Below are 26,810 nucleotides of genomic sequence, written 5' to 3'. Positions count from 1 at the left end.
CCGCCGGTCAGCGAAGTGTCGTACACGGCGGGGACACTGAGCGCGTGCCCGCCCGCCCGACTCCCGCCCCCGGTGCGCTGGCCCGGTTCTCCGAGCCCACCCGCGCCTGGTTCACCGGTGCGTTCGAGCAGCCGACGGCCGCCCAGGACGGGGCCTGGCAGGCGATCAGCAGCGGCGAGCACGCCCTCGTCGTCGCCCCGACCGGGTCGGGGAAGACCCTGGCGGCGTTCCTGTGGTCGCTCGACCGGCTCGCCGCCACCCCGCCGGCCGACGAGCGGACACGGTGCCGGGTCCTCTACGTCTCCCCCCTCAAGGCGCTGGCCGTCGACGTCGAGCGCAACCTGCGGGCGCCGCTGGCCGGCATCGGCCAGGCCGCCGCACGGCTGGGGCTGCCGCGGCCGGAGATCCGCGTCGGCATCCGCTCGGGCGACACCCCCGCCGACGAGCGGCGCACCTTCGCGCGCCGCCCGCCCGACATCCTCATCACCACGCCGGAGTCGCTGTTCCTGCTGCTCACCAGCCAGGCGCGGGAGGCGCTGCGCGGCGTCGAGACGGTGATCGTCGACGAGGTCCACGCGGTCACCGACTCTAAGCGCGGCGCCCACCTAGCCGTCTCCCTCGACCGGCTCGACGAGCTGCTCGACCGGCCGGCGCAGCGGATCGGCCTGTCGGCCACCGTGCGGCCCATCGAGGAGGTCGCCACCTTCCTCGCCGGCGGCCGGCCGGTGCAGGTGGTCTCCCCCGGCTCGACCAAGCGCTGGGACCTCTCGGTCGTCGTGCCGATCGAGGACATGAGCGAGCTGGGGCAACCGACCGGCGAGCTGGAGGGCTCGGCGGCCGGGCACCAGCCGCGCAACTCGATCTGGCCGGCGGTCGAGGAGCGGGTGCTCGACCTGGTGCAGGCGCACCGCAGCACGATCGTCTTCGCCAACTCCCGTCGGCTGGCCGAGCGGCTGACCAGCCGGCTCAACGAGCTGGCCTACGAGCGCACCACCGGCGAGCCCGTCCCGCCCGGCACGAACGCCGCCGCCCTGATGGCCCAGGCCGGCTCCGGCGGCGGCCTCCCGGAGGCCTTCCAGCCGGTCGCCGCGGCCCACCACGGCTCGGTCTCCCGCGAGCAGCGGGCCGTCGTCGAGGAGGCGTTGAAATCCGGCCGCCTGCCCGCCGTCGTCGCGACCTCGAGCCTCGAGCTCGGCATCGACATGGGCGCGGTCGACCTCGTCGTCCAGGTCGAGGCGCCGCCCACGGTCGCCAGCGGGCTGCAGCGGGTCGGTCGCGCCGGGCACCAGGTCGGGGCGGTCAGCCGCGGGGTGCTGTTCCCCAAGTACCGCGGTGACCTGGTGCAGTGCGCGCTGGTGGCCGAGCGGATGAAGGCTGGCGCGATCGAGTCGATCCGCTACCTGCGCAACCCCCTGGACGTGCTGGCGCAGCAGATCGTCGCGATCGTCTCCGAGCGGCCCCGCACCGTGGAGGAGGTCGGCGCGCTGGTGCGGCGCTCGGCGGCCTTCTCCTCGCTGCCGGAGTCGGCGCTGCACGCCGTCCTCGACATGCTGGCCGGGCGCTACCCGTCGGACGCCTTCGCCGAGCTGCGCCCGCGGCTCACCTGGGACCGGGTCACCGACACGCTCACCGCCCGCGCCGGCGCCCAGCGGCTCGCCGTCACCAGCGGCGGCACGATCCCCGACCGCGGGCTGTTCGGCGTCTTCCTGGTCGGTGGCGAAGGGGCCGGTGGCCGCCGGGTCGGCGAGCTGGACGAGGAGATGGTCTACGAGTCGCGCGCGGGCGACGTGTTCCTGCTGGGGTCCTCGTCCTGGCGGATCGAGGAGATCACCCACGACCGCGTGCTGGTCACCCCCGCGCCCGGCCAGCCCGGGAAGATGCCGTTCTGGCACGGCGACGCCCCCGGGCGGCCGCTCGAGCTCGGCCGGGCGCTGGGGGCGTTCCTGCGGGAGGTCGGCTCGGCCACCCCGGAGGCCGGGCTGGAGCGGGCGCGGGCCGCCGGGCTGGACGAGTGGGGCGCGGCGAACCTGGCGGCCTACCTCGGCGAGCAGAAGGCGGCCACCGGCCACCTGCCCGACGACCGGACGCTGCTGGTCGAGCGGTTCCGCGACGAGCTCGGCGACTGGCGGCTGGTCGTCCACTCCCCCTTCGGCGCCCAGGTCAACGCTCCGTGGGCGCTGGTGCTCGCTGCGCGGCTGCGGGAGCGCTACGGCGTCGACGTCTCCTCCATGCATTCCGACGACGGCATCGTGCTGCGGCTGCCCGACACGACCGGCGAGCCACCGGAGGGCGAGCTGGCCGTGCTCGACCCCGACGACGTCGAGCGCGAGGTCACCGCGGAGGTCGGCGGCTCGGCGCTGTTCGCCAGCCGGTTCCGCGAGTGCGCCGCCCGCGCGCTGCTGCTCCCCCGCCGCGACCCGCGCCGCCGCACCCCGCTGTGGCAGCAGCGGCAGCGCGCCGCCCAGCTGCTCTCGGTCGCCAGCGAGTTCGCCTCGTTCCCGATCACCCTCGAGGCGGCGCGCGAGGTGCTGCAGGACGTCTACGACGTGCCCGGGCTGGTCGAGCTGATGCGCGACGTGCGGGCCCGCCGGGTGCGGGTGGTCGACGTGCAGACCGAGACGGCGTCACCGTTCGCCCAGTCGCTGCTGTTCGGCTACGTCGGCCAGTTCCTCTACGAGGGTGACGCCCCGCTGGCCGAGCGCCGGGCCCAGGCGCTCGCCCTGGACACCGGCCTGCTCGCGGAGCTGCTCGGCCGCTCGGAGCTGCGCGAGCTCCTCGACGCGGAGGCGATCGCCGAGATCGAGGCGGAGCTGCAGCGGCTGCCCGAGCAGCGCCACCCCCGCGACGTCGACGGCGCCGGCGACCTGCTCCGGGTGGTCGGTGACCTCACCGCCGCAGAGGCAGCGCGCCGAGGCGTGCCCCGGGAGTGGCTCGACGAGCTGGTCGCCGCCCGCCGGGCCCTGGTCGTCCGCATCGCCGGCGAGGAGCGGTACGTCGCCATCGAGGACGCCGGCCGGCTACGGGACGCCCTGGGCACCGCGCTGCCCGTCGGCGTGCCCGAGGTGTTCACCGAGCCCGTCGCCGACCCGCTCGGCGACCTGGTCGGCCGCTACGCGCGCACGCACGGCCCCTTCCAGCCCGCCGAGGCCGCCACCCGGCTGGGCCTGGGCGTCGCCGTGGTCACCGCGACGGTGCAGCGGCTCACCGGTACCGGGCGGCTCGTCTCCGGGGAGTTCCGCCCCGGCGGCACCGGGCAGGAGTGGTGCGACGCCGACGTGCTCCGGTCCATCCGGCGGCGCAGCCTGGCCAAACTCCGGCAGGAGGTCGAGCCGGTGCCCACCGGCACGCTGGCCCGGTTCACGCCGTCCTGGCAGTCGGTGGGCAGCCGGTTGCGGGGTGCCGACGGAGTGCTAGCCGTCGTGGAGCAGCTGGCCGGTGCCCTGGTACCGGCCAGCGCGCTGGAGTCGCTCGTGCTTCCGGCGCGAGTACGCGACTACTCGCCGGCCATGCTCGACGAGCTCACCAGCGCAGGCGAGGTGCTGTGGGCCGGCGCCGGGGGGCTGCCCGGCGGGGACGGCTGGCTCAGCCTGGTGCCCGCCGACCTGGCGCCGCTGCTGCTGCCCGAGCAGCTGGAGGTCGCCGGTGAGGGGCAGCCGCTGCTCGAACTGCTCGCCGGTGGGCAGGCGATGTTCTTCCGGGGTCTCTCCGATGCCCTCGGCGCCACCGACGACGCCGCGCTCGCCGACCTGGTGTGGGACCTGGTGTGGGCCGGCGCGCTGACCAACGACACCCTGGCCCCGCTGCGCACCCGGCTCGGCGGGGGCGGCACCCACAAGCGGGCCGCCGCTCCCCCGCGGGTCACGCGCAACCGGTACGGCCGCCCGCGGTTGAGCCGGGGCGCGATGCCGACCCGCAGCGGCCCGCCCACGGTGGCCGGGCGCTGGTCGCGGCTGCCCGACCGGGAGGCCAACGCCACCCGGCGCACCACGGCACGGGCCGAGGCGTTGCTGGAGCGGCACGGCGTCCTCACCCGCGGCGCGGTCATGGCCGAGCAGGTCGTCGGCGGCTTCTCCGCCGTCTACCCGGTGCTGCGGGCGTTCGAGGAGAACGGCCGGGCCCGGCGCGGCTACTTCGTGGAGACCCTCGGGGCCGCCCAGTTCGGCACGCCCGGATCGGTCGACCGGCTGCGCAGCTTCGCCTCGCCCGACCGGGTGCCGGCGGGCGCCGTCGTGCTCGCCGCGACCGACCCGGCCAACGTCTACGGGGCGGCGTTGCCCTGGCCCGAGCGCACGGTCGCGGCCGACGGGACGGCCGTGGACCTCGGCGAGGGCACCGGCGCCGGCCGGAAGGCGGGGCACCGGGCCGGGCGCAAGGCGGGGGCGCTGGTCGTCCTGGTCGACGGCGAGCTGGTGCTCTACGTCGAGCGCGGTGGGAAGACGCTGCTCTCCTGGACCGAGGAGGAACAGGTGCTCAAGGAAGCAGCGACGGCGCTCTCCGGCGCGGTGTCCGCGGGTGCGCTGGGCCGGATGGTCGTGCAGAAGGCCGACGGCGCCTCGGTGCACGAGGACACCGCGCTGTCCCAGGCACTGCAGGCAGCCGGTTTCGCGGCCACTCCCCGCGGCCTGCGCCTGCGCGGGTGAGCCCCCGCGCCGGCCTCAGCCCAGGCTCACGGCGGCGATCGGCAGGGCGATGAACACCCCACCGGCGTAGGCCGGCATGGCCCAGCGCTGGCGTGCGGCGAAGGCCCCCAGGCCTTCGGCCAGCCGCACCGGCAGGTAGCGGACCTGCGGCACGGGGTAGATCAGCAGGACGGCGGAGATGTTGAACAGCACGTGCACCAGCGCGATCACCAGCCCCTCTGGTTGCCCGGTGGCCAGCGCCGCGAGCAGGGCGGTCACCGTGGTGCCCAGGTTGGCGCCGATGGTGATCGGATAGGCGTTCCGCACGGTCAGCACCCCCGCGGCCACCAGCGGGAGCAGCGTGACCGTGACGATCGAGGAGCTCACGACCGCGATGGCGGCGACGGTGCCCACCGCGATGCCCACCAGGCCACCCGCCTTGCTCACCGACCGATTCGCCTTCTCCTGCAGCGGGCCGGTCACCACGGCCCGCATGTTCGTGCTGATGAAGCGGATCGTCACGTACAGCGCGACGATGCCTCCGACCAGCAGCACGGTGCCGAGGAAGGCGCCGGCCGGGACCAGCGCGGCCACCAGGGTGGAGACGCCCTCGACGGCCGGGTCGGTGGCCATCGCCAACGGGCTCTCGACGTCCACCCCGGTCACGCCGGTGCCGGCGATGACGTCACCCAGCCAGCGCGCCGCCGAGGCCAGGAAGCCGGTGAGCAGTTCCAGCGGCAGCAGGATCAGCACGGCGAGGAAGTTGAACAGGTCGTGCATGGTCGCCGCCGCCACCACCTGCCGGAACTCCGCCCTCCGGCGCATGCTCACCAGCGTGACCAGCGTGTTGGTCACGGTGGTGCCGATGTTGGCTCCCATGACCATCGGCACGGCGATCTCCACCGGGATCACCCCGGCCGCCACCATCCCGACGATCGCCGACGTCGACACCGACGAGGACTGCACGAGGATGGTGGCCAGCACACCGGCGAACAGGCCGGAGAGCGGATGACTGACCCCGGCCAGCACCGCATCGTTGAACCCCTCGCCCATGTGGGCGATGCCGTCCTCGACCATGCCGACGCCCACGAGGAACAGGTAGAGCAGCACGAGGGCCAGTGCGGCGCGGACCAGGATCTGCTTCCGGCTCAAGCGTGGGGCCGGCTGCGCGGATGTGGCGGCTTCGTCGGTCGGGTCGGTCACGGCATTCCCCCCGGTAGGCGGTCCGACCTCTCCCAGGGTCACGCCGGCCGGCGAACGGCCGATGGCCTACGACCGAACGCCGCGCCTACGTCTGCCGGCGCCCCGCGCCACCACCTCGACCTGCCGGGGGATCAGTCCCTGTCGGGGTGCAGCCAGCGGGCGAACAGGCGGGTGAGCACCGGCATCACGACGTATCCGAGAGCGGTCACGACCACGCAGGCCGAAAGCAGCAGGCGCAGCTCCAGGGGCCAGCCGGACAGGTACGGCATGACGACCTGCTGCAGCACCGAGGTGATGCCGAACACCGCCGCGATCGTGAGAACCGACGCCCGCCAGCGGGGGCCGGGCCGGGCCGGGCGGGTGAAGAAGCTGTCCAGGCCGTCGGCGCGGGCGTAGCGCTCGTCCTCGACCATCCCCGGCAACCGCGCGAGGAACGCCTGCCGCTCGGGCGAGCGTTCCCACGCGGCGAGCGAGTCCGCGTCGGCGAAGCGGTAGACCAGGTGGTACTCGGAGCTGCCGGAGCCCGGGTGGAGCAGGGATGCGCCGAGGTTGCCGGGGTAGTTGGCGGCCTCGGCCAGGACCGCGCCGGCCGCCCGCTCGAAGGCCGCCCGCCGATCGGGCCGCACCACGCGCGCGACGGTGACGGTGACCGGCTGGCGGTCGGGGGCGGTTCGGGCGCTTCCGAGCCGGGTGCGCAGTCGCGGGGGCACGCTCACAGCCGGGCCAGCGCATCGGGCGGCGGCAGGCTTCCCGGTTGTCGGGGCTCTCACACCGGAGGGGCAGGCCGGCCCACCGCCGGGGATCATGGACACGTGCCCGAGGGAGACACCGTCTGGCTGGCCGCCGAGCGCCTGAACACCGCGCTGGCCGGGGCCACGCTGCGGCGCGGCGAGTTCCGGCTCCCTCAGCTGGCCGCGCTGGACGTCACCGGCGCGGCCGTCACCGAGGTCCTCCCTCGCGGCAAGCACCTGCTGATCCGCCTGGCCGACGGGCGCACGCTCCGCACCCACTTCCGGATGGACGGCAGCTGGCACATCCACCGCCCCGGCACCCGCTGGAAGGGCGGCCCGGCCCACGACGTCCGCATCGTGCTGGCCACCGACGAGTGGGAGTGCGTCGGCTACCGGCTGCACGACGTGGACCTCGTGCCCACCACGGACGAGGAGCAGCTCGTCGGCCACCTCGGGCCGGACGTGCTCGGTCCCGACTGGGACCTCGACGAGGCGCTGCGCCGCCTGCGCGCCCACCCCGACGAACAGGTCGGCGTGGCGATCCTCGACCAGCGCAACCTCGCCGGGATCGGCAACCTCTACAAGGTCGAGTCGCTGTTCCTGCTGGGCCTGCACCCGTGGGCGCGGGTGGCCGACGTCGACGGCCGCCTGGCTCCGCTGGTCGAGCGCGCTCAGCGGCTCATGCGTGCGAACCTGCACCACCCCGAGCAGAACACCACCGGCGACCCGCGGCGCGGCCGCGACCACTGGGTCTTCGGCCGGAAGGGCCGCCCCTGCTTCCGGTGCGGAACGGGCATCCTGCTCGGCGAGCAGGGGCCGCCGACGCAGGAGCGCGTGACGTGGTGGTGCCCCCGCTGCCAGGCGGCCCGCTCCCCGATCGACCCGCAGGCCCGCACCGGGGAGCCGGACCGCCCGCAGCCGGTGACCGTCTACCGCTAGCTGCTCAGGCCTGCTCGGGGCGCTCCGCCGGCTGCGCCTGCGGCTGGGCGGCCTGCTCCGGCGCGGGCGCACCCTGCTCGATCGCACCCGCGGCGCCGCCGGCCTCGACCGCCGGCGTCCCGCCGCCCATCCCGGCGCGGATCTGGTCCAGCCGCGAGGCCCCGGCCACGTCGAGGGTCGCCTTCTCGACCTCGAGCATCCGGCCCTCGACCGAGGTCTGCGCCAGCTCTGCCTGACCCAGCGCGTTGGCGTAGCGGGCCTCGATCTTGTCGCGGATCTCCCCCAGGTTGGGGGTGTTGCCGGGCGCGGAGAGCTCGTTGACCTGACGCATCGAGTTGGCGACGTGCTCCTGCATCTTCGCCTGCTCGAGCTGGCTCATCAGCTTGGTGCGCTCGGCCAGCGTCGTCTGCAGCCGCATCCGCGACTGCTCCACCGCGCCACGCGCCTGCTCGGCGGCCTGCAGCGCCTCGTCGTGGCTGCGCTTGAGGTCCTCCATCGACTGCTCGGCAGCCACCAGCTGGGTGGCGAACGCCTGGGCGGCCTGCTCGTACTCGGCCGCCTTCGCCGCGTCGCCCTTGGCGCGGGCCTGGTCGGCCAGCGTCAGGGCCTGGCGGGCCGAGGACTGCAACTTCTCGACCTCGCCCAGCTGGCGGTTGAGCCGCATCTCCAGCTGCCGCTGGTTGCCGAGCACCGCGGCGGCCTGGTTGGCCAGCGACTGGTGCCGCTGCTGCTCCGCCTCGATCGCCTGCGCGATCTGCACCTTCGGGTCCGCCCGCTGGTCGATCTGCGCATTGGCCGATGCGGTGAGGTACTTCCACAGCTTCACGAACGGGTTGGGCATGGGGTCCTCCTGCTCCGGCGCACTCGCCGGACCGGCGATGCTCGTCCCCAGCATCGTCCCAGGTGATCACCCTCGGCAGCCAACGCGGGCCAGCCGCGTCGCGGCTAGGGTGCGCAGAATGCCGCCCGCCAGCCCCGTTCTCTGCGTCCTCGGCGAGCTCGTCGTCGACCTGCTGCCCGTGCCCGGGGCCGGCGAGAGCAGCACGGCGCCGCACTACGTCGCGCGGCCCGGGGGGAACGCGCTGAACGTCGCCGTCGCCGCCGCCCGCCTCGAGACCCCGGTGCGGTTGCTCGCCCGGCTGGGCACCGGCCCGCTGGCCGCCAACCTGCGCCGGCACGCCGAACTGGCCGGCGTCGACACCACCGGCTTCGTCGAGGCCGCCGAACCGGTGAGCCTGGCCGTCGTCGGGGTCGACGCCGACGGCTCCCCGGACTACGGCTTCCACGTGCTCGGCGCCGCCGACTGGCAGTGGACCGACGAGGAGCTGGACCGGGTGCTGCCGGAGGACGTGGGCGCGCTGCACGTCGGCTCGATCTCCAGCTGGACCGAGCCCGGCAGCGATGCGATCTCCCGGCTGGTCCGCCGGCTGTCGGGCCGCGCGCTGGTCAGCGTCGACCCCAACATCCGCCCGATGCTGGCCGAGGGGCCCGTCGGCGCCTCGCTGGGCAACGACCGGGCAGCCGTGACCAGCCGACTGGACGAGCTCGTCGGCCACGCCGACGTGGTGAAGGTCAGCGCCGAGGACCTCGCCTGGCTGGAACCGGGCGTCACCGACCTGGACGACGCCGCCCGGCGCTGGGCCGACCGCGGTCCGGCGCTGGTCGTCCTCACCGACGGCGGCGCTCCGCTGCGGATGGCCCGTCCGGGCCGGCCGGTGCAGCACCGCGAGAGCCCCCGCGTCGCCGTGGTCGACACGGTGGGAGCGGGCGACTCGCTGGCCGCCGGGCTGCTGACCGGGCTTCTGGGCGCGGGACTCACCACGCGAGCCGCCCTGGCGGCCGCTCCCGACCACCAGCTCCTGGCGCTGCTCGACGACGCCGCGCTCGTCGCCGCGGTCAACTGCACCCGGGTGGGCGCCGATCCGCCCACCCGCGCGGCGCTGGCGGCGGCGCGGGGCCCCCGGTGAGTGACGCCGGCCTCCGCCTCGTCGGTCTCGAGGAGCTCTCCGCGGGGGCGCTGCGCGGCCGGCTGCTCGCCCGGCGTGCCGAGTTCTGGGCCGGCTCACCCCTGGAGGACGCCGCCGTCACCGCGCTGCACGACCCGGTGTTCTTCCACCAGCTGGGTGGCTTCGGGGCGGTCGCCCTCACGCCGCACGATGAGGACGCGGGGTACCTGCTCGGTGTCGTGAGCGCCGACCGGCTCGCCGTCGTCCAGGCCGTGGCCGTCCACCCGGCCCACCGCGGCCGTGGCGTCGCCGTCCGGCTGCTGGAGCGGTTCGCGGGCCTCGCGGCCGGGGTGGGCGCCCGGGTCCTCCAGGCCGTCGCCCTGCCCGGGGACGCCGGGGCTGCCGCCCTGGCCGCCCACCTCGGGGCACACTCGGCGCCCTCAGCGGGTCACGCGGGTCCCGACGAGGACCGGGTGGTGTTCACCCGCCGGCTGCCCCTGGAGCACCCGGCTCAGCCGGCGGAATCCAGGAGCTGACCAAGCAGCGCCGCCTGCCGGCGCCGCTGCGTCGTGAGCCCTGGCTGCAGCACCACGCCGAGCAGCCATCGGCCGGCCAGCTGCGCGCCGTCGTCGTCCACGCCGAGGACGACGGCGAGCCGGCCGGTGAGGCCCGCCCACGTCTCGGCGCCGGGCGCCAGCAGCCCGGCCAGCTGGTCGGGCTCGGTCTCGGCCAGCCGGCGCAGCACCGGGTGCGTGGCGAGCTCGTCGGCGAGCACGGCGAGGGCCTCGGCCGCGGGCAGCCCGGCCGCCAGGTCGGTGAGGCGGTGCAGCTCCGCGGCCAGCAGCGCGCGCACCACGTCGTCCTTGGTCCGGAAGTGGTTGTACAGGGTGGCCTTGGCGACCCCGGCTGCCGCCGCGACCGACTGCATCGTGCTGCGCCGCAGCCCGGCAGCGGCGAACGCGCGCGTGGCGCCCTCGAGCAGCCCCGCGCGGGTGCGGTTCATCCCACCCCGGGCCCGTCGGCCGGGCACCGGACGCGCCGGCACGGCACCAGGATCCGGGTCGGGGAGCACGTGCCCTGTCTCGCACCGACGGACGGCGCCGTCAAGTACGGGCGGTCAGGCGGCGAGCGAGACCGCGTCGCGTCGGCGCGCGGTGCGCCCCTGCTGCCCGGCGCCGACCAGCGCCAGCGCGGGCTCGGCGCCGGCGTCCACCGGGACAGGTGCCTCGGCGGTCTCGGCTGCCGGGGCGGCCTCGCCGGAGGCCGCCAGCGGGCGCACCTCCGCGCCGGCGGCGGCACCGCGCAGCTCGAGGCTCACCTCGGCGAGCAGGTCGGCCAGCTCGACTTCGAGCGCGTCGCAGATGGAGGCGAGCAGCTCCGAGGAGGCCTCCTTCTGCCCCCGCTCCACCTCGGAGAGGTACCCGAGGCTGACCCGGGCAGCACCGGAGACGTCGCGCAACGTGCGGTGCTGACGCAGCCGGTGGCCGCGCAGGGTGTTCCCGAGCTGGGTGCGCAGCAGCGTCATGGCCGTCTCCTGTCCTGCGAGCGGGGAAGCGGCGGTGCCGTCCGGCACCGTGCGCTCACGGTACGCGGCGCGTGCGCCGTCAGCCCGCCGACGGGGCCGAGTCCGCTCATGGCGTAACGCCGTCCCCGGGCTCGGCGTTCCCGTCGCCCGCTCCACGCAGCCGGTCCCGCAGGGCGGTGAACGCGCTGGCCACCGCGCCCGCGCGCACGGCGGCGCGGTCTCCCGGCAGGTCCAGCCGGACGACGTCGGTGCGCTGCCCGTCGCTGAGCCCGAGGTACACCCGGCCGGGGCCGTGCCCGTCCACCTCGCCGGGGCCCGCGACCCCGGTGAGCCCGATGCCGAAGGTGGCCGAGCACCGGGCACGGATGCCCTCCGCCAGCGCCGCCGCCGTCTCCGGGCTGACCGGCCCGGAGGCCGCCAGCACGTCGGCAGGCACGCCGGCGAGGACCGTCTTCAGATCCGTGGCGTAGACGACGGCCCCGCCGCGCAGCGTGGCGCTGGCGCCGGGGACGGCGGCGAGGGTGGCGCAGAACAGCCCCGCGGTGAGCGACTCCGCGGCCGCCACGGTCGCGCCGCGGGTGAGCAGTGCGTGGTGCACCTCACCGGCGAGCGCCTCGAGCGCGGCGGAGCCGTCCGCGGTGGCCACGACCGCTCAGGCGGCGGTGTCGCGGCGGGTGGAGGGGTCGGCACCCGACTGGCGGCGGGCGGTCGCCGCCCGCATGGCCCGGGCGCTGGTCTGCCGCAGCGTGATGGCGCGGTAGACGTAGTCCAGGCCGGTCAGCACCGTCAGCACCACGGCGGCGGCCATGACCCACCAGCGGGTGGTGGCCAGGACGCCGCTGAGCGGCAGGATGTACAGGCCGATCGCGAGCGACTGCAGCACGGTCTTGGCCTTGCCGCCGCGGCTGGCGGCGATGACGCCGTGGCGGATGACCCAGAACCGCAGCAGGGTGACCCCCACCTCGCGGACCAGGATGACCGCGGTCACCCACCAGGGCAGGAGCGCCAGCACGGACAGGGCGACGAGCGCGGTGCCAGTCAGCGCCTTGTCGGCGATCGGGTCGGCGAGCTTGCCGAACTCGGTGACCTGACCGGTGCGCCGGGCGATCAGCCCGTCGTAGCGGTCGGTGATGATCGCCAGGCCGAAGACGACCGTGGCCCAGTAGCGCCCGGCGTCGTCGAGACCGTCCTCGCGCAGCAGCAGCACGGCCAGCACGGGCACCACCGCCAGCCGCAGCACCGTGAGGGCGTTCGGCAGGTTGAGCAGACGCACCGACTGCGGCGGGGTCGCCGCCGGGTCGGGGGCCACGCCGCTCATCTGCGTCACCGCCCGGCCGGTGCGACGGCGGCGACGAGCGCGGTGGCGACGAGGTCGATGCCCTCGGTGCCGACGACCTCCGCGGGGACCACCTGACCGGCGACCGCACCCGCCGGCACGCCGGTGAGGGTGGTGGTGCCGTCGGCGTCCGGGTCCTGGTGGGCCGCGTGCCCCAACCAGGTGCCCGGGCCGTCGGTGGCGGAGAGGTCCTCGCTGAGCAGGACCTCCACCCGCTCGCCGATGCGCTCCTCGGCCCGCTGGGCGGTCAGCTCCTCGACCAGGTCGGTGATCCGGCGGACCCGGGCGTCGATCTCGTGCTGGTCGAGCTTGCCGTCCAGGCCGATCGCCTCGGTGCCCTCCTCGTCGGAGTAGCCGAAGACGCCCACGGCGTCGAGCCGGCCCTCGACGAGGAAGCGCTCCAGCTCGGCGACGTCGTCCTCGGTCTCCCCCGGGAAGCCGAGGATGACGTTGGTGCGGAACCCCGCCGCCGGCGCGAGCGCACGTGCCCGCTCGATGAGCGCCAGGAAGTCGTCGGTACCGCCGAAGCGGCGCATCCGGCGCAGCAGCGACGGCGAGGAGTGCTGGAAGGAGAGGTCGAAGTACGGCGCCACCCCGTCGGTCGCGGCGATGACCTCCAGCAGACCCGGACGGAGCTCGGCCGGCTGGAGGTAGGCGACCCGCACCCGCGCGACGCCCTCGATCGCGGTCAGCTGCGGCAGCAGCTTCTCCAGCGAGCGCAGGTCGCCGAGGTCCTTGCCGTAGGAGGTGGAGTTCTCGCTGACCAGCACCAGCTCGGTGACGCCCTGGCCGGCCAGCCAGGCCGCCTCGGACAGCACCTCGGCCGGCGGCCGGGAGACGAAGGCGCCGCGGAAGGCCGGGATGGCGCAGAAGGCGCAGCGCCGGTCGCACCCGGAGGCGAGCTTCAGCGCGGCCGACGGCCCCGAGGCCAGCCGGCGACGGCGCAGCCAGTCGTGCCCGGGGATCGCCGGGCCGGCGGCGGCGTCCGTCCGGCCCCCGGCGCCGGCCAGCACCGCCGAGCGCTCCACGGGGCTGATCGGGAGCAGCGTGCGGCGGTCCCGCGGCGTGTGGGGCACGAGGGGGCGGCCGGTGAGGACGTCGTCGAGGCGGCCCCCGATCTCGGCGTAGTCGTCGAAGCCGAGGACGGTGGCCTCGGGCAGTGCGTCGGCGAGCTCGGAGCCGTAGCGCTCCGCCATGCAGCCGACCGCGACGACGGAGGCACCGGAGTCGGTCGCGGCGAGGATCGCGTCGACGGAGTCCTTCTTGGCCGTCTCGATGAACCCGCACGTGTTGACGAGCACCGCATCGGCGCCCTCGGCGTCCTCGACCAGCTGGTAGCCCTCCGCGGCGAGCCGGCCGGCCAGCTCCTCGGAGTCGACCTCGTTGCGCGCGCACCCGAGGGTCACCACGGCCACGGTCCGGGCAGGGCTGGGCGTGGCTGTCACCCGGCCATCGTAGTCCGGCCCCGGGGCAGGGTCCCGCCGCGAGCCTGCGAGTGGCGGGGGGCAGCGGGGTCCTTCATCACGATCCGCCGCGGAGGGTGAACAGCGTCGCCTCGAGCTCGTCGGGCTTGACCAGCACGTCGCGGGCCTTGGAGCCCTCGGACGGCCCGACGATGCCGCGGCTCTCCATCAGGTCCATGAGCCGACCGGCCTTGGCGAAGCCGACCCGCAGCTTGCGCTGGAGCATCGACGTCGACCCGAACTGGCTCGTGACGATGAGCTCCACGGCCTGCAGCAGCAGGTCGAGGTCGCCGCCGATGTCCTCGTCGATCTCCTTCTGCTCGCCCCCGGCGCTGCCCGCGGAGAAGACCTCCTCGCGGTACTCCGGCTCGGCCTGGCGCTTGGTGAACTCGACGACCGCCTCGATCTCGGCGTCGGTGACGAAGGCGCCCTGCACGCGCATCGGCTTGCCGGCGCCGATGGGCATGAAGAGGGCGTCACCCATGCCGATGAGCTTCTCGGCGCCCGGCTGGTCGAGGATGACCCGGCTGTCGGTCAGGCTGGAGGTGGAGAACGCCAGCCGCGAGGGCACGTTGGCCTTGATCAGGCCGGTGACGACGTCGACCGAGGGGCGCTGCGTCGCCAGGATCAGGTGGATGCCGGCCGCACGCGCCTTCTGCGTGATCCGGACGATGTGCTCCTCGACGTCCCGCGGGGCCACCATCATCAGGTCGGCGAGCTCGTCGACGATCGCCAGGATGTACGGGTAGGGCCGGTAGACCCGCTCGCTGCCGGGGGGCGCGGTGATCTCGCCCTTCTCGACCTTGCGGTTGAAGTCGTCGATGTGCCGCACGCCGGTGGACTTCATGTCCTGGTAGCGCTGCTCCATCTCCTCGACCAGCCAGGCCAGCGCGGTGGCCGCCTTCTTCGGGTCGGTGATGATCGGCGTGATCAGGTGCGGGATGCCGTCGTACGGCGTGAGCTCGACCATCTTCGGGTCGACCAGGATCATCCGCAGCTGGTCGGGGGTGGCCCGCAGCAGCAGCGAGGTCAGGATCGAGTTGACGCAGCTGGACTTACCCGCACCGGTCGCACCGGCGACCAGCAGGTGCGGCATTTTCGCCAGGTTGGCGCAGACGAAGCCGCCCTCGATGTCCTTGCCGAGCCCGACCAGCATCGGGTGCGGGTCCTGCTTGGCCGCCTGCGAGCGCATGACGTCGCCCAGGCTGACCTTCTCGCGGTCGGTGTTGGGCACCTCGATGCCCACCGCGGACTTGCCCGGGATCGGGGCGAGGATGCGGATGTTGTCGTTGGCCACCGCGTAGGCCATGTTCTTGGTCAGCTGCGTGATCTTCTCGACCTTGACGCCCTGACCGAGCTCGACCTCGTAGCGGGTGACCGTCGGTCCACGGGTGAACCCGGTGACGGCGGCGTCGATGTTGAACTGGTCGAGCACCCCGCTGATGGCCTCGATGGCGACGTCGTTGGCCTTCGACCGCGCCCGCGGCGGGTCCCCCGCCCGCAGCATGGACAGCGCCGGCAGCACGTAGTCGCCCTCGACCGGCTGGATGGACAGCTGCTCGGGCTCGGTGATCGGCGGCAGGTCCTCGGGCGGGGAGGTGCGGTCCTCGACCGGCCGCCGCACGGTCGGCGGTACCGGCGGCGGGGGGGCCAGCACGGTGTGCTCGGGGTCGGTGGTGCGGGTCGCCTCCGGCGCCTCCGCGTAGGCCCCGTGGTCGATGGGCCCGGTGGTGAGCAGGTCCTCCGACAGCGAGCTGCGGCGCCGGCGCCCCTTGGGCGCGGGCTCCTCGTCGTCCTCGTCGGCGTCGTGGTCCTCGTCGTAGTCGTCGCGGCCCAGCAGCCGATCTGTGAGCTCGCGGACCCGTTCGGGGATCTGGTGGACCGGCGTCGCGGTGATCACGAGCAGGCCGAAGAAGGCGAGCAGCCCGAGCAGCACGACGGTGACCGCGGCACCGACACCGGCCACCAGCGGCGTGCCGACGGCCCAGCCGACCATCCCACCGGACCCGGGTTCGCCCGCTTCCGGCACTGCGGGGGTACCGAGGACGTGCGCGATGCCCAGCACCGACGCGACGGCGCACAGCCAGCCGATCGCCAGTCGGCCGCGCGCCTCCGGACGAGGGCCGCGGCGCAGCAGCCGCAGGGCGGCGAAGAAGAGGACGACGGGCAGCACCATCACCAGCGAGCCGACGACCCAGCGCACCCCGTCGGTGAGGGCGGCCCCGACCGGGCCGATGCCGTTGCTCCATGCGGCGGCCCCGAGCACGATCGCCAGACCGAGGACGGCGAGTCCCACCCCGTCGCGCCGGTGCTCGGGGGCGAGCGGCTCCGCCTCCTCCGGCCGGGCGACGGACCGGGCCAGACCGCCCGCGCCGCGGGCGAGCAGGTTCCAGCCCCCGCTGGCGATCCGCCAGACCGAGCCACCGGACGACGGCTTCTTCCGGGCGGGCTGCCGCCGGTTGGGCGCCCGCTTGGTGGCGGGCCGCTTCTTGCTCGCCGCCGTCGAGCCCGAGCGGCTGCGGGTCGCGGCCGGCCGGCGGTTCGGCGTGGTGCGGGCAGGCATGCGTCAGACCGTAAGCCCGGGGCGGGTTCCCGGCGGGCAGGCCGGACGTCGTGTCCCGCGCACCGCCATCCCATAACGTCACACGCATGAGCACCCCGCTCCCCCACGGCAGCTGGCCCACCCCCGTCACCTCCGAGCTCGTCGTGCGGGCGGCGGCCCGTCTCGGGGAGGTGGTCGTGGACGGGGACGACGTCTGGTGGGCCGAGTCGCGACCGGCCGAGGGCGGCCGCACCGCGCTCGTGCGGCGATCCCCCGACGGCGTGGTCACCGACGCCCTGCCGGCGCCCTGGAACGCCCGCACCCGGGTGCACGAGTACGGCGGCGGCGCCTGGACGGTGTCCGACGGCGTCCTGTGGTTCACGGAGTTCTCGGACCAGCGGCTGTACCGACTGGCGCCCGGCGACGGTTCGCCCGCCGCGGTGACCCCGGAGCCGGCCGTTCCGTCCGGCGTCCGGCACGCGGACCTCGCCGTGGTCGCGGACGGCGTGCTCGCGGTGCGGGAGACGCACACCGCCTCCGGCGCAGCGGCCGACGTGGTGAACGAGATCGTGCTGGTGCGCCCGGACGGGGCGACGGAGGTGCTCGTCTCCGGTCCCGACTTCGTCTCCGACCCGCGGCCGGGCCCTGACGGGGTCACGCTGGCATGGCTGCAGTGGGACCACCCGGACATGCCGTGGGACGCGGCGCAGCTGGTCGTCCGGTCGGGTGACGGTAACGAGACTGTCGTCGCCGGCGGTCCTGGCGAGTCCGTCGTCCAGCCGACGTGGAGCCCCGACGGCACCCTGTGGTTCCTGTGCGACCGCACCGACGTCTGGTCCCTCTACCGCCGGCGTCCCGGCGGGGCACCGGACCTCGTGCTCGACGCCGGGAGCGACATCGCCGGGCCGCAGTGGGTGTTCGGTCAGTCGCGCTACGCCCTGCTGGCCGACGGGAGGGTCGTCCTGGCCTACGGCCGGGCCGGGCGCGACCGCCTGGCGGTACTGAGCCCCGGCGCGGAGCCCCGGGAGCTCGACCTCCCCTACGGCACGTTCCGGTACCTGACCGCGCAGGGCACCTCGGTGGTCTGCGTCGCCGGCGGCCCGGCGAGCGAGCCGGTGGTCCTGCGGGTCGACGTCGACAACGGCGCGGCGGAGGTGCTGCGCCCGGCGCGGGACCTGGAGCTGGACCCGGCCTGGTTCTCCCGGCCCGAGCACGTCACCTTTCCGACCGAGGACCGCGGCACGGGGATCGGCGTCGCCCACGCCCAGGTCTACCCGCCGGCGAACCCGGAGGTGACGCCCCCGGAGGGGAGCCTCCCGCCGCTGGTGGTCGTCGTCCACGGTGGCCCTACCGCGGCCGCCGTCCCGGTGCTGAACCTGGAGATCCAGTACTGGACCTCCCGCGGGTTCTGCGTCGCCGACGTCGACTACCGCGGCTCGGTGGGCTACGGCCGCCGCTTCCGCGACGCGCTGCAGGGCCGGTGGGGCGTCGTCGACCTCGACGACGTCGTCGCGTGCGCGCGCTTCCTCGCCGACGCCGGCCGGGTCGATCCCGCCCGGATGGCGATCCGCGGCGGGTCGGCCGGGGGCTACACCACGCTGGCCGCGCTCTCCATGCGCCCGGGGGTCTTCACCGCCGGGGCGAGCCACTACGGCGTCGCCGACCTGGGCGCGCTGGCCGCCGAGACGCACAAGTTCGAGTCCCGCTACCTCGACGGCCTGGTCGCGCCGTGGCCCGAGGGCGCCGACGTCTACGCCGAGCGCTCACCGATCAACCACGTCGACACCCTCGACACCCCGCTGGCGGTGTTCCAGGGCGACGAGGACGCCGTCGTGCCGCCGTCGCAGGCCGAGGCGATCGTCGCGGCGCTGCGCGACAAAGCGGTGCCGCACGCCTACCTGCTGTTCCCCGGCGAGCAGCACGGCTTCCGCAAGGCGGAGAACATCCGCGCCGCGCTGGACGGGGAGCTCTCCTTCTACGCGCAGGTCTGGGGGTTCGACCTGCCGCCGGGCGAGGCGATCGAGCCGATCGCGGTCGTGCGGGGATGACCGGCGTCGTCCGGGCGGCCGTGCACGCCGACCTGGCCGCGCTCCAGGACGTCGAGCGCGCCGCCGGCCGCCCGTTCGCCGACCTCGGCATGAGCCTGGTGGCGGAGGACGATCCCCCGTCGCTGGAGACGCTGCGGGAGTACGCGGACGCGGGCCGCGCCTGGGTCCGCACGGACGACGACGGCCGGCCGGTGGCCTATCTCCTCGCCGACGAGGTCGACGGTTGCGCCCACGTCGAGCAGGTGAGCGTGCACCCGGAGCACGCCGGCCGCCGCCTCGGTCAGGAGCTCCTCGCCCGCCTGGAGGAGTGGGCGAAGGATCGGGACCTACCGGCGATCACGCTCACCACCTACGTCGACGTCCCGTGGAACGGCCCTCACTTCCGGCGGCAGGGGTTCCGGTTCCTGTCGGACGCCGAGCTCACGCACGGCCTGCGGCGCATCCGCCGGGCGGAGGCAGCTCGCGGCCTCGACCGCTGGCCGAGGGCCGCCATGCGGCGGGAGCTCAGACCTCCAGCACCGTCGGGATGATCATCGGCCGGCGGCGGTGCTTGTCCGACACCCACTTGCCGACCGTGCGCCGGATGATCTGCGACAGGCGGTGGGCGTCCACGTCGTCGTCGGCGAGCGCCCGCTTGAGGTTGTCCTCGACCAGGGCCAGCACCTCGTCGAAGGCCGACGGGTCGTCGGAGAAGCCACGGGTGGACAGGTGCACCGGCCGCACGATGGTGCGCGTGGACGGCTCGATCACCACGGTCAGGGAGACGAACCCCTCGTCGCCGAGGATGCGGCGGGCCTGCAACGACTCCTCGCCGACGTCACCCACGTTGAGCCCGTCGACGTAGACGTCGCCGATCGGCACCGAGCCGACGATCGAGGCCTTGCCGTCGAGGAGGTCCACGACGACGCCGTCCTCGGCCAGCAGGATCCGGTCGGCGGCCATGCCGGTCTCCTCGGCGAGCTTGGCGTGCGCCCGCAGGTGCCGCCACTCCCCGTGCACCGGCATGAGGTACTTCGGCTTGGCGACGTTGAGCAGGGTGCGCAGTTCGCCGGCGGGGGCGTGCCCGGAGACGTGCACCCGCGCCGTCTCCTTGTGCACCACGGTGGCGCCCAGCCGGGCCAGCCCGTTGATCACCTTGTAGACGGCGGTCTCGTTGCCGGGCACGAGCGACGAGGCCAGGACGACGGTGTCCCCGGCCTCGATGGTGACCTGGTGGTGCTCGCCGCGCGCCATCCTGCCCAGCGCCGACAGCGGCTCCCCCTGCGAGCCGGTGCTGACCAGCACGACCTGCTCGGGCGGCATCTTCGCGGCGTCGTCCAGCGAGACCATGAGGCCCGGCGCCACCCGCAGCAGCCCCAGGTCGCGGGCGACGCCCATGTTGCGGACCATCGAGCGGCCCACCAGCGCCACCTTTCGGCCGTGCTTGTCCGCGCAGTCGAGCACCTGCTGGATGCGGTGCACGTGGCTGGCGAAGCTGGAGACGATGAGCCGCTGCGAGGCGCGCGCGAAGACGTCGTCGAGCACCGGCCCGATGGACCGCTCGGGGGTGACGAAGCCGGGCACCTCGGCGTTGGTGGAGTCGGCCAGCAGCAGGTCGATGCCCTCGACGCCCAGCCGGGCGAACGCCCCCAGGTCGGTCAGCACCCCGTCGAGGGGCAGCTGGTCCATCTTGAAGTCACCGGTGTGCACGAGCAGGCCCGCCGGCGTGCTCACGGCGACGGCGAGCGCGTCGGGGATCGAATGGTTCACCGAGATGAACTCGCAGTGGAACGGCCCGGCGACGTGGTCGTCGCCGGCGGCGACCTCGACCAGGGTCGCGTCCAGCCGGTGCTCGCGGAGCTTGGCGGCCACCAGCGCCAGCGTGAAGCGGGAGCCCACCAGCGGGATGTCCTCGCGCAGCCGCAGCAAGTACGGGATCGCACCGATGTGGTCCTCGTGCCCGTGCGTGAGGACCACCGCGGCGATGTCGTCGAGGCGGTGCTCGATCACGCCGAAGTCCGGCAGGATCAGGTCGACGCCGGGCTGCTCCGCCTCCGGGAACAGCACGCCGCAGTCGATGACGAGCAGCGTGCCGTCGAACTCCAGCACGGCCATGTTCCGGCCGATCTCGCCGAGACCGCCCAGCGCCATCACCCGCAGCCCGCCCTCCGGCAGCGGCGGGGGCGCCTTGAGGTCCAGGTGGGGCTGGGTGGCCTGTCCGCTCACGACGTCGTCGCCTCTCGGAGCTGGACCCCGCCGGCGGCGAGGTCGGCGCGCAGCTGCGCGATCTGTTCGGGGGTGGCGTCGACCAGGGGCGGCCGCACGGGGCCGGCCGGGAGGCCGAGCTCGCGCAGCGCCGCCTTGGCGAGGATGACGCCCTGGGTGCGGAAGATGCCGGTGTAGACCGGCAGCAGGCTGTCGTTGATCTCGCGGGCCTTGACCAGGTCACCCCCCTCGACGGCGGCGACGAGCTCGGCCAGGCGGGGCCCGACGACGTGGCTGACGACGCTGACCATGCCGACGCCGCCCAGGGCGAGGATCGGCAGGTTCAGCATGTCCTCGCCGCTGTAGTAGGCGAGGTCGGTGCGCGCCATCGTCCAGGCCATGGCACCGAAGTCGCCCTTGGCGTCCTTCACCGCGACGATCCGCGGGTGCTCCGCGGCGCGCACGAGCGTCTCCACCTCGATGGGCATCCCGGTGCGGACGGGGATGTCGTACAGCATCACCGGCAGGTCGGTGCTGTCGGCGACCGAGGTGAAGTGGCGGAGCAGACCGGCTTGGGGGGGCCGGTTGTAGTACGGCGTCACGACCAGCAGGCCGTGGACGCCGAGCTCCGCGGCCGCGCGCGCCTTCTCGATCGAGTGCGCGGTGTCGTACGTCCCGACGCCGGCGACGACCGTGGCCCGGTCACCGACGGCGTCCAGCACCACCTCGAGGACGGCGCGCTGCTCGGCGTCGCTGATCGTCGGCGACTCACCCGTCGTCCCGAAGACGACCAGCCCGTCGTTCCCACCCCGGTCGACCAGGTGCGCGGCCAGCTCCTGGGCCCCGGCCAGGTCGATCGACCCGTCCTCGGCCAGCGGGGTGACCATCGCCGTGAGGAGGCGCCCGAACGGCCGGGCGGGGTCGGTGGTCATGGGGAGAATCTACCCAGCGGAGGGAACCGATCCCCTCACGTACTCCGACACCGCGAAGCGCAGGCCGTCCGACGCCGACACCGACCAGCCCTCGGCCGGCGTGCGCGCGGTGCGGACCCACCCCCCGTCCAGCGCCGGCGCCCAGGTGTCGCCGTCGACGGCGACGTCGACGTCGGTGACCACCACCCGGTCGGCGTGCGGCAGGAACGCGGCGTAGACCTCTCCCCCGCCGATCACCCAGCACGCCGGGTGCTCGGCCAGCACCTGGGCGACCGAGTGCGCGACCAGCGCCCCCTCGGCCGACCACCGGGGATCCGACGTCAGCACGACGTTGACCCGGTTCGGCAGCGGGCGGAAGCGCTCCGGCAACGACTCCCACGTGCGCCGGCCCATCACCACCGTCGACCCGGTGGTCAGCCGGCGGAAGAGCGCGAGGTCCTCGGGCAGGTGCCAGGGCAGGCCGCCGTCGGCACCGATGACGCCACCCCGCGCCTGCGCCCAGATCAGCGCCACGCCGCTCCGCTCGGCTGGCGAGCTCGCCGGGCCGGTCACACCGCCACGGCCGCCCGGATCGCGGGGTGGTGGCGGTAGTCCCGCACCGTGAAGTGCTCGTAGCCGTAGTCGAACAGCGTGGGCGCCGGCGCGAGCTCCAGCGTCGGGAAGGGCAGCACCTCCCGGGAGAGCTGCTCGGTCACCTGGTCGACGTGGTTGTTGTAGATGTGGCAGTCACCCCCGACCCAGATGAACTCGCCGGGCTCCAGCCCGACCTGGGCGGCGATCATCCGGGTGAGCAGCGCGTAGCTCGCGATGTTGAACGGCACGCCGAGGAACATGTCGGCGCTGCGCTGGTAGAGCTGGCAGGAGAGCTTGCCGTCGGCCACGTAGAACTGGAAGAACGCGTGGCAGGGGGCCAGCGCCATCTCGGGCAGGGCGGCGACGTTCCAGGCCGAGACGATCATCCGGCGGGAGTCGGGGTCCGTGCGCAGCGTGTCGAGCAGGTTCGCGATCTGGTCGACGTGCCCGCCGTCGGGGGTGGGCCACGACCGCCACTGCACGCCGTAGACGGGGCCGAGCTCGCCGTCCGGGGACGCCCACTCGTCCCAGATGGTGACGCCGTTCTCGCGCAGCCAGCTCACGTTGCTGTCGCCGCGCAGGAACCAGAGCAGCTCGACGGCGATCGACCGGAAGTGCACCTTCTTCGTCGTCACCAGCGGGAAGGTCTCCGACAGGTCGTAGCGCAGCCGCTCGCCGAACACGCTCACCGTCCCCGTCCCGGTCCGGTCCGCCTTCGGCGTCCCCTGCGCCAGGATGCGCCGCAGGAGGTCCTCGTACTGGGTGTCGATCGGTGCTGCCACGACCCCGAGCCTACGGCGGCCCGCCTCCACCGGGACGCGGCCCGGGAACACCCGCCCCAGCCGTCGCGCGGGGCTCAGCCCTCGGTGACGAAGGGGCTCGCCGCGACCTCGGTGCCATCGCCGAGCCGGCTGATCCGGAAGTCGCCGAAGACGTTGGCGGCCACGCGCTGGAGCTCGCGCAGGCAGGCGATCGCCAGCTCGCGGAGCTCGACGTCGGCGTGCTCGCTGGCCCGCACGGCCACGAAGTGCCGCCAGGCCCGGTAGTTGCCGGTGACGACGATGCGGGTCTCGGTGGCGTTGGGCAGCACCGCGCGGGCCGCCTGGCGGGCCTGCCTGCGGCGCAGCGTCGCGGAAGGGGCGTCGGCGACCCGCTCCTCCAGCCCCTGGAGCAGCGCACCGTACGCGGCGACGGCGGCCTCGGTGGCGGCGAGGAACCGTGCGTGCAGCTCGGGGTCCTCGGCGATCACGGCCGGCTCGACGACGGCCGCGCCGTCCTCGGGGACGTACCGCTGGGAGAGCTGGCTGTAGGAGAACTGCCGGTGCCGCACCAGCTCGTGGGTGAGCGAGCGGGAGACCCCGGTGAGGTACATGCTCACCGTTCCGTGCTCCAGCACCGAGAGGTGCCCGACCTCCAGGATGTGCCGCAGGTAGCCGGCGTTGGTGGCGGTGGTCGGGTTCGGCTTGTCCCACGCCTGGTAGCAGGCCCGCCCGGCGAACTCGGCGAGCGCCTGACCGCCGTCGGCGTCGGTCTCCCACGGCACGTCCGCCGGCGCGGTGAACTGCGTCTGCGCGACGACCTGGACCCGGAGCGGCGCGATCTCTGGCACCCGTCGAGCCTACGGCGGCCGGGCGGGCAGACTGGCGGTGTGGAGTGGTGGCGTCCGTTGCTCGCCGTGGTCGGCGGATTCCTGCTGGTCTGGCTGGTGCTGCTCGCCGCCCTGTGGCGCACCCGGCCCGACGGGCTGACCGTCCGAGACGGCCTGCGCCTGCTCCCCGACGTCGTGCGGCTGGTGCGCCGGCTGGCCGCCGACCGCACCCTGCCCGCGGCGCTGCGTGTGCGGCTCTGGCTGCTGCTGGCCTACCTGCTCTCGCCGGTGGACCTCGTGCCCGACGTCGTGCCGGTCCTCGGCCAGGCCGACGACATCGTGGTCGTGGCCTGGGCGCTGCGCTCGGTGGTGCGCCGCGCCGGCGACGACGCCCTCGTGCGGCACTGGCCCGGGGAGCCGGCGGGGCTGCAGGTGGTGCGCCGGCTCGCCGGCCTCAGGCCGGGAGCGGCGGGGCCCCCAGCGCACGGCTGAGGTCGGGCCACAGGTCCCCCCGCTGGACGACGGCGACGTCGTCCAACGCCATCCACCCGGCCATCAGCCGCAGTTCGTCGGCGAGCTCGGCGGCGACCGCAGCGTGCTCCACGCCGGCCTCGGCGTGCGCCGCCTGCACGCGCAGGACGCCGGCCTTCCGGTCCGCCTTGAGGTCGACGCGAGCCACCAGCCGGTCGCCCAGCAGGAAGGGCAGCACGTAGTAGCCGTGCACCCGCTGCTGCGCCGGTGTGTAGATCTCCAGCCGGTAGCGGAAGCCGAAGATCCGCTCGACCCGTGGCCGCTCCCACACCAGGGAGTCGAACGGGCTGAGCAGCGCCCGCGCCCGGATCCACCGAGGACGGCGGGCCGCGGGGTCCAGCCAGGCCGGGCGCCCCCAGCCGGCCACCTCGACCGGAAGGAGCTCACCGGCGTCGGCCAGCTCGCCGATCGCCGTCCTGGCGTCGGCCGCGGTGAGGCGGAAGTAGTCGCGCAGGTCGGTCTCGGTGGCGACGCCAAGCGCCCGCGAGGCGGTGCGGACGAGCTCCCGCACGGCGTCGGGCCGCTCCGGGGTGGGGGCGGCGAGGACGGCGGAGGGCAGGACGCGCTCCGGCAGGTCGTAGACGCGCTCGAACCCCGCCGTCCGGCGGGCGGCGGTGAGCGCGCCGGTGAAGAAGAGGTACTCCAGCGCGGCTTTGCCCGCGTGCCAGTTCCACATGCTGCCCGGCCGGTTGGGCCGCTCCTCCTGCAGCTCGCCGGCGCGGAGCGGGCCGTCGCGACGCACCCGCTCGAGCAACGCCGCCACGTACTCGGGTCGCTCCCGGTGCACCCGGGTCATGCTGCCCCAGGCCTCCCGCTGGACGGCCGCCATGCGCCAGCGCAGGAAGGGGTGCAGCCGTACCGGGAGGAACGACGCCTCGTGCGCCCAGTACTCGAACAGGTCGTGCCGTCGGTTCGCCAACCCGTCGAGCGCCTCGCGCGGATAGGGCCCCAGCCGGCTGAACGCCGGCAGGTAGTGCGAGCGGGAGAGCACGTTGACCGAGTCGATCTGGACGACGGCCAGCCGCTCGGTGAGTCGCCGCAGCTGCCGCGTCCCGACGGCGGCGACCGGCCGCGGCTCGGCGAAGCCCTGGGCGGCCAGGGCGATCCGCCTCGCCAGCGCGGCGGGCAACCGTTCGACAGAGGTCACGCCCGAGGATCCTGCCCGCCCGGTACGACACCCGCCGCTCCGGCCACCGGACCTACGCTGCCCGGGTGACCTCGCTCCCGTTCCCCCGCCGCACGGGCTCCGCCGACGTGTCGGTCCGACCGGCCCGACCGGACGACGCCGCCGCCATCGCCCGGGTGCAGGGTGTCACCTGGCGGACGGCGTACCGAGCGCTGCTGCCGCCGGAGGTCCTCGACAGCTGGGACGAGGCGGCCGTCACGGCGTCCTGGCGGTCGGCCGTCGCGAGCCCGCCCTCGACCCGGCACCGGGTGCTGGTCGCCGTCGAGCGGGAGGCGGTCGTGGGCTTCGCCGCCGTGACGCCCGGGGACGACGCCGCCGAGATCACCACGCTGCTGGTCGAGCCCCGGTGGGGACGGCGCGGCCACGGCAGCCGCCTGCTGGCCGCGGTCACCGACCTCGCCGCTGCCGACAGCACCGCCCGGCTCCAGGTGTGGCTCGCGGAATCCGACCGGGCGTCCGCCGACTTCTACTCATCGGCGGGTTGGGCGCCCGACGGGTGGGCGCGCACGCTGGACACCGGGGCAGCACCTCTGCGGGAGCTGCGCTGGCACGTCGCGCTGGACGAGGAGGACATGGACCGATGACCTTCGACGGTTTCCCGGACGAGGGACTGGTCTTCTACGAGGGGCTCGAGGCCGACAACAGCAAGGCCTACTGGACCGCGCACCGCGCCGACTACGACGCCCACGTCCGCGCACCGATGACCGCGCTGGTCGAGGAGCTGGCGCCCGAGTTCGGGACGGTGAAGGTCTTCCGCCCGTACCGCGACGTCCGGTTCAGCCACGACAAGACCCCCTACAAGACCCACCAGGGCGCCGTCGTCAACCCGGAGGGGCGCGGCGCGGGCGCCTGGTACGTCCAGATCTCCGCCGACGGGCTGTCCGTCTCGGGCGGCGCCTGGCGCCTGGAGTCCGACCAGGTGGCGAGGTACCGGCGGGCGGTGGCCGACCCGGTGCAGGGGCCCCGCCTGGAGGCCGAGGTGTCCCGCCTGCGCACCGCCGGCTGGGAGATCGAGGGTGACCGCCTGGTGCGGGTCCCGGCCGGGTACTCGGCTGCGGATCCCCGCATCGAGCTGCTCAGGCACAAGGCGCTGCACGCCACCCGCCGGTGGACGCCGGAGGACTGGCTGCACACCCGGGAGGCCGTCGACCGGGTTCGCGCCGCCTGGCGGGACCTGGGCCGGCTGAACGCGTGGCTCGCCGACAACGTCGGCGCCACCACGAAGGAGCCCCGCCCCCGGCGCTGACCCGGGCAGACGACCGGTGACCCGCCGCCCCTGCCGGCTCCTCCGCGACGTGCGGAGAGGCGCCGTGCGCGGGGGCCGGCGCGGTGAGGGAGGAACGACGAAGGGGCCCCAGCACGAATGCTGGGGCCCCTTCGGGAATGGTTGTCCGGCGGCGTCCTACTCTCCCACCCCGTCTCCAGGGCAGTACCATCGGCGCTGAGAGGCTTAGCTTCCGGGTT

General features: G+C 74.7%; 24 protein-coding genes and 1 rRNA gene. 9 read left to right on the top strand and 16 right to left on the bottom strand.

What is annotated here, in order from left to right; genetic code table 11:
• Positions 1–44 precede the first annotated feature (44 nt).
• On the top strand, positions 45–4,640 hold the full coding sequence (locus tag ACI8AP_RS10875; protein WP_456589353.1) for an ATP-dependent helicase: 4,596 nt from the start codon (positions 45–47) through the stop codon (positions 4,638–4,640).
• Between the two features lie 15 nt (positions 4,641–4,655).
• On the opposite strand, the gene ACI8AP_RS10870 is transcribed toward ACI8AP_RS10875, so the two are convergent.
• The gene (locus ACI8AP_RS10870; protein WP_456589352.1) at positions 4,656–5,771 is read right to left on the bottom strand and encodes a Na/Pi symporter; all 1,116 of its coding nucleotides are present in this window, start codon (positions 5,769–5,771) and stop codon (positions 4,656–4,658) included.
• Between the two features lie 182 nt (positions 5,772–5,953).
• A complete protein-coding gene (locus tag ACI8AP_RS10865; RefSeq protein WP_456589448.1) occupies positions 5,954–6,532 on the bottom strand; it encodes an antibiotic biosynthesis monooxygenase in 579 nt (192 codons plus the stop codon).
• Positions 6,533–6,634: 102 nt separating this feature from the next.
• Between ACI8AP_RS10865 and ACI8AP_RS10860 the strand changes: the two genes are divergently transcribed.
• Positions 6,635–7,492, top strand: a complete 858-nt coding sequence (locus ACI8AP_RS10860) for a DNA-formamidopyrimidine glycosylase family protein (protein WP_456589351.1) — start codon at positions 6,635–6,637, stop codon at positions 7,490–7,492.
• Between the two features lie 4 nt (positions 7,493–7,496).
• Here the strand turns inward: ACI8AP_RS10860 and ACI8AP_RS10855 are convergent, their stop codons facing one another.
• Positions 7,497–8,333: a PspA/IM30 family protein gene (locus ACI8AP_RS10855; RefSeq protein WP_456589350.1), complete on the bottom strand. Its 837-nt coding sequence runs from the start codon at positions 8,331–8,333 to the stop codon at positions 7,497–7,499.
• Between the two features lie 118 nt (positions 8,334–8,451).
• Here ACI8AP_RS10855 and ACI8AP_RS10850 point away from each other — a divergent pair, with 118 nt between their 5' ends.
• Together ACI8AP_RS10850 and ACI8AP_RS10845 are read left to right on the top strand one after the other, a co-directional pair.
• Positions 8,452–9,459, top strand: a complete 1,008-nt coding sequence (locus ACI8AP_RS10850) for a PfkB family carbohydrate kinase (protein ID WP_456589349.1) — start codon at positions 8,452–8,454, stop codon at positions 9,457–9,459.
• Positions 9,456–9,974 (top strand): GNAT family N-acetyltransferase, encoded by a 519-nt coding sequence (locus tag ACI8AP_RS10845; protein ID WP_456589348.1) that lies wholly within the window; start codon positions 9,456–9,458, stop codon positions 9,972–9,974. The genes ACI8AP_RS10850 and ACI8AP_RS10845 overlap by 4 nt, the downstream gene beginning before the upstream one ends.
• On the opposite strand, the gene ACI8AP_RS10840 is transcribed toward ACI8AP_RS10845, so the two are convergent.
• From ACI8AP_RS10840 to ACI8AP_RS10815, 6 genes are all read right to left on the bottom strand, one after another.
• Positions 9,950–10,441 carry a TetR family transcriptional regulator gene (locus tag ACI8AP_RS10840; protein ID WP_456589347.1) on the bottom strand — a complete coding sequence of 164 codons (492 nt, stop codon included), beginning with the start codon at positions 10,439–10,441 and terminating at the stop codon, positions 9,950–9,952. The two genes, ACI8AP_RS10845 and ACI8AP_RS10840, sit on opposite strands and share 25 nt — an antisense overlap.
• A gap of 114 nt (positions 10,442–10,555) precedes the next feature.
• Entirely contained in the window at positions 10,556–10,963 is a 408-nt protein-coding gene (locus ACI8AP_RS10835) for a helix-turn-helix domain-containing protein (RefSeq protein WP_456589346.1), read from the bottom strand.
• A gap of 106 nt (positions 10,964–11,069) precedes the next feature.
• Complete coding sequence (locus ACI8AP_RS10830) at positions 11,070–11,609, bottom strand: CinA family protein (RefSeq protein WP_456589345.1); 540 nt, start codon at positions 11,607–11,609, stop codon at positions 11,070–11,072.
• A gap of 6 nt (positions 11,610–11,615) precedes the next feature.
• Positions 11,616–12,281, bottom strand: coding sequence for a CDP-diacylglycerol--glycerol-3-phosphate 3-phosphatidyltransferase (pgsA, locus tag ACI8AP_RS10825; RefSeq protein WP_456589344.1), 666 nt, complete (start codon positions 12,279–12,281; stop codon positions 11,616–11,618).
• A gap of 5 nt (positions 12,282–12,286) precedes the next feature.
• Positions 12,287–13,744 (bottom strand): 30S ribosomal protein S12 methylthiotransferase RimO, encoded by a 1,458-nt coding sequence (gene rimO, locus ACI8AP_RS10820; protein WP_456589343.1) that lies wholly within the window; start codon positions 13,742–13,744, stop codon positions 12,287–12,289.
• Between the two features lie 76 nt (positions 13,745–13,820).
• On the bottom strand, positions 13,821–16,325 hold the full coding sequence (locus ACI8AP_RS10815; protein ID WP_456589342.1) for a DNA translocase FtsK 4TM domain-containing protein: 2,505 nt from the start codon (positions 16,323–16,325) through the stop codon (positions 13,821–13,823).
• An 86-nt stretch (positions 16,326–16,411) separates the two neighbouring features.
• Between ACI8AP_RS10815 and ACI8AP_RS10810 the strand changes: the two genes are divergently transcribed.
• Together ACI8AP_RS10810 and ACI8AP_RS10805 are read left to right on the top strand one after the other, a co-directional pair.
• Positions 16,412–18,352 (top strand): prolyl oligopeptidase family serine peptidase, encoded by a 1,941-nt coding sequence (locus tag ACI8AP_RS10810; RefSeq protein ID WP_456589341.1) that lies wholly within the window; start codon positions 16,412–16,414, stop codon positions 18,350–18,352.
• Positions 18,349–18,882 (top strand): GNAT family N-acetyltransferase, encoded by a 534-nt coding sequence (locus ACI8AP_RS10805; RefSeq protein WP_456589340.1) that lies wholly within the window; start codon positions 18,349–18,351, stop codon positions 18,880–18,882. The genes ACI8AP_RS10810 and ACI8AP_RS10805 overlap by 4 nt, the downstream gene beginning before the upstream one ends.
• On the opposite strand, the gene ACI8AP_RS10800 is transcribed toward ACI8AP_RS10805, so the two are convergent.
• The 5 genes from ACI8AP_RS10800 to thyX all read right to left on the bottom strand — a co-directional run bounded on the left by ACI8AP_RS10800 (position 18,857) and on the right by thyX (position 23,650).
• Positions 18,857–20,557, bottom strand: a complete 1,701-nt coding sequence (locus tag ACI8AP_RS10800; RefSeq protein WP_456589339.1) for a ribonuclease J — start codon at positions 20,555–20,557, stop codon at positions 18,857–18,859. The genes ACI8AP_RS10805 and ACI8AP_RS10800 overlap by 26 nt on opposite strands.
• Positions 20,554–21,468, bottom strand: coding sequence for a 4-hydroxy-tetrahydrodipicolinate synthase (gene dapA / locus ACI8AP_RS10795; protein WP_456589338.1), 915 nt, complete (start codon positions 21,466–21,468; stop codon positions 20,554–20,556). The genes ACI8AP_RS10800 and dapA overlap by 4 nt, the downstream gene beginning before the upstream one ends.
• Positions 21,469–21,477: 9 nt before the next feature.
• Positions 21,478–21,981, bottom strand: a complete 504-nt coding sequence (locus ACI8AP_RS10790) for a dihydrofolate reductase (RefSeq protein WP_456589337.1) — start codon at positions 21,979–21,981, stop codon at positions 21,478–21,480.
• Positions 21,982–22,016: 35 nt separating this feature from the next.
• Positions 22,017–22,823 (bottom strand): thymidylate synthase, encoded by an 807-nt coding sequence (locus tag ACI8AP_RS10785; RefSeq protein ID WP_456589336.1) that lies wholly within the window; start codon positions 22,821–22,823, stop codon positions 22,017–22,019.
• Between the two features lie 74 nt (positions 22,824–22,897).
• Positions 22,898–23,650 (bottom strand): FAD-dependent thymidylate synthase, encoded by a 753-nt coding sequence (thyX, locus tag ACI8AP_RS10780; protein WP_456589335.1) that lies wholly within the window; start codon positions 23,648–23,650, stop codon positions 22,898–22,900.
• Between the two features lie 39 nt (positions 23,651–23,689).
• Here thyX and ACI8AP_RS10775 point away from each other — a divergent pair, with 39 nt between their 5' ends.
• Positions 23,690–24,121: a DUF1232 domain-containing protein gene (locus ACI8AP_RS10775; RefSeq protein WP_456589334.1), complete on the top strand. Its 432-nt coding sequence runs from the start codon at positions 23,690–23,692 to the stop codon at positions 24,119–24,121.
• Here the strand turns inward: ACI8AP_RS10775 and ACI8AP_RS10770 are convergent.
• Complete coding sequence (locus ACI8AP_RS10770) at positions 24,084–25,307, bottom strand: winged helix-turn-helix domain-containing protein (RefSeq protein ID WP_456589333.1); 1,224 nt, start codon at positions 25,305–25,307, stop codon at positions 24,084–24,086. The two genes, ACI8AP_RS10775 and ACI8AP_RS10770, sit on opposite strands and share 38 nt — an antisense overlap.
• A gap of 65 nt (positions 25,308–25,372) precedes the next feature.
• Between ACI8AP_RS10770 and ACI8AP_RS10765 the strand changes: the two genes are divergently transcribed.
• Positions 25,373–25,930, top strand: coding sequence for an N-acetyltransferase family protein (locus ACI8AP_RS10765; protein WP_456589332.1), 558 nt, complete (start codon positions 25,373–25,375; stop codon positions 25,928–25,930).
• On the top strand, positions 25,927–26,592 hold the full coding sequence (locus ACI8AP_RS10760) for a DUF2461 domain-containing protein (protein WP_456589331.1): 666 nt from the start codon (positions 25,927–25,929) through the stop codon (positions 26,590–26,592). Before ACI8AP_RS10765 ends, ACI8AP_RS10760 begins: the two co-directional genes overlap by 4 nt.
• Positions 26,593–26,735: 143 nt before the next feature.
• Here ACI8AP_RS10760 and rrf read toward each other — a convergent pair.
• Positions 26,736–26,810 (bottom strand): 5S ribosomal RNA (gene rrf / locus ACI8AP_RS10755); the annotation flags it as partial.

The organism is Blastococcus sp. SYSU DS1021 (assembly GCF_054050995.1).
The sequence above is the reverse complement of the archived record's forward strand: the minus strand, read 5'-3'. Positions and strand labels throughout refer to the sequence as shown.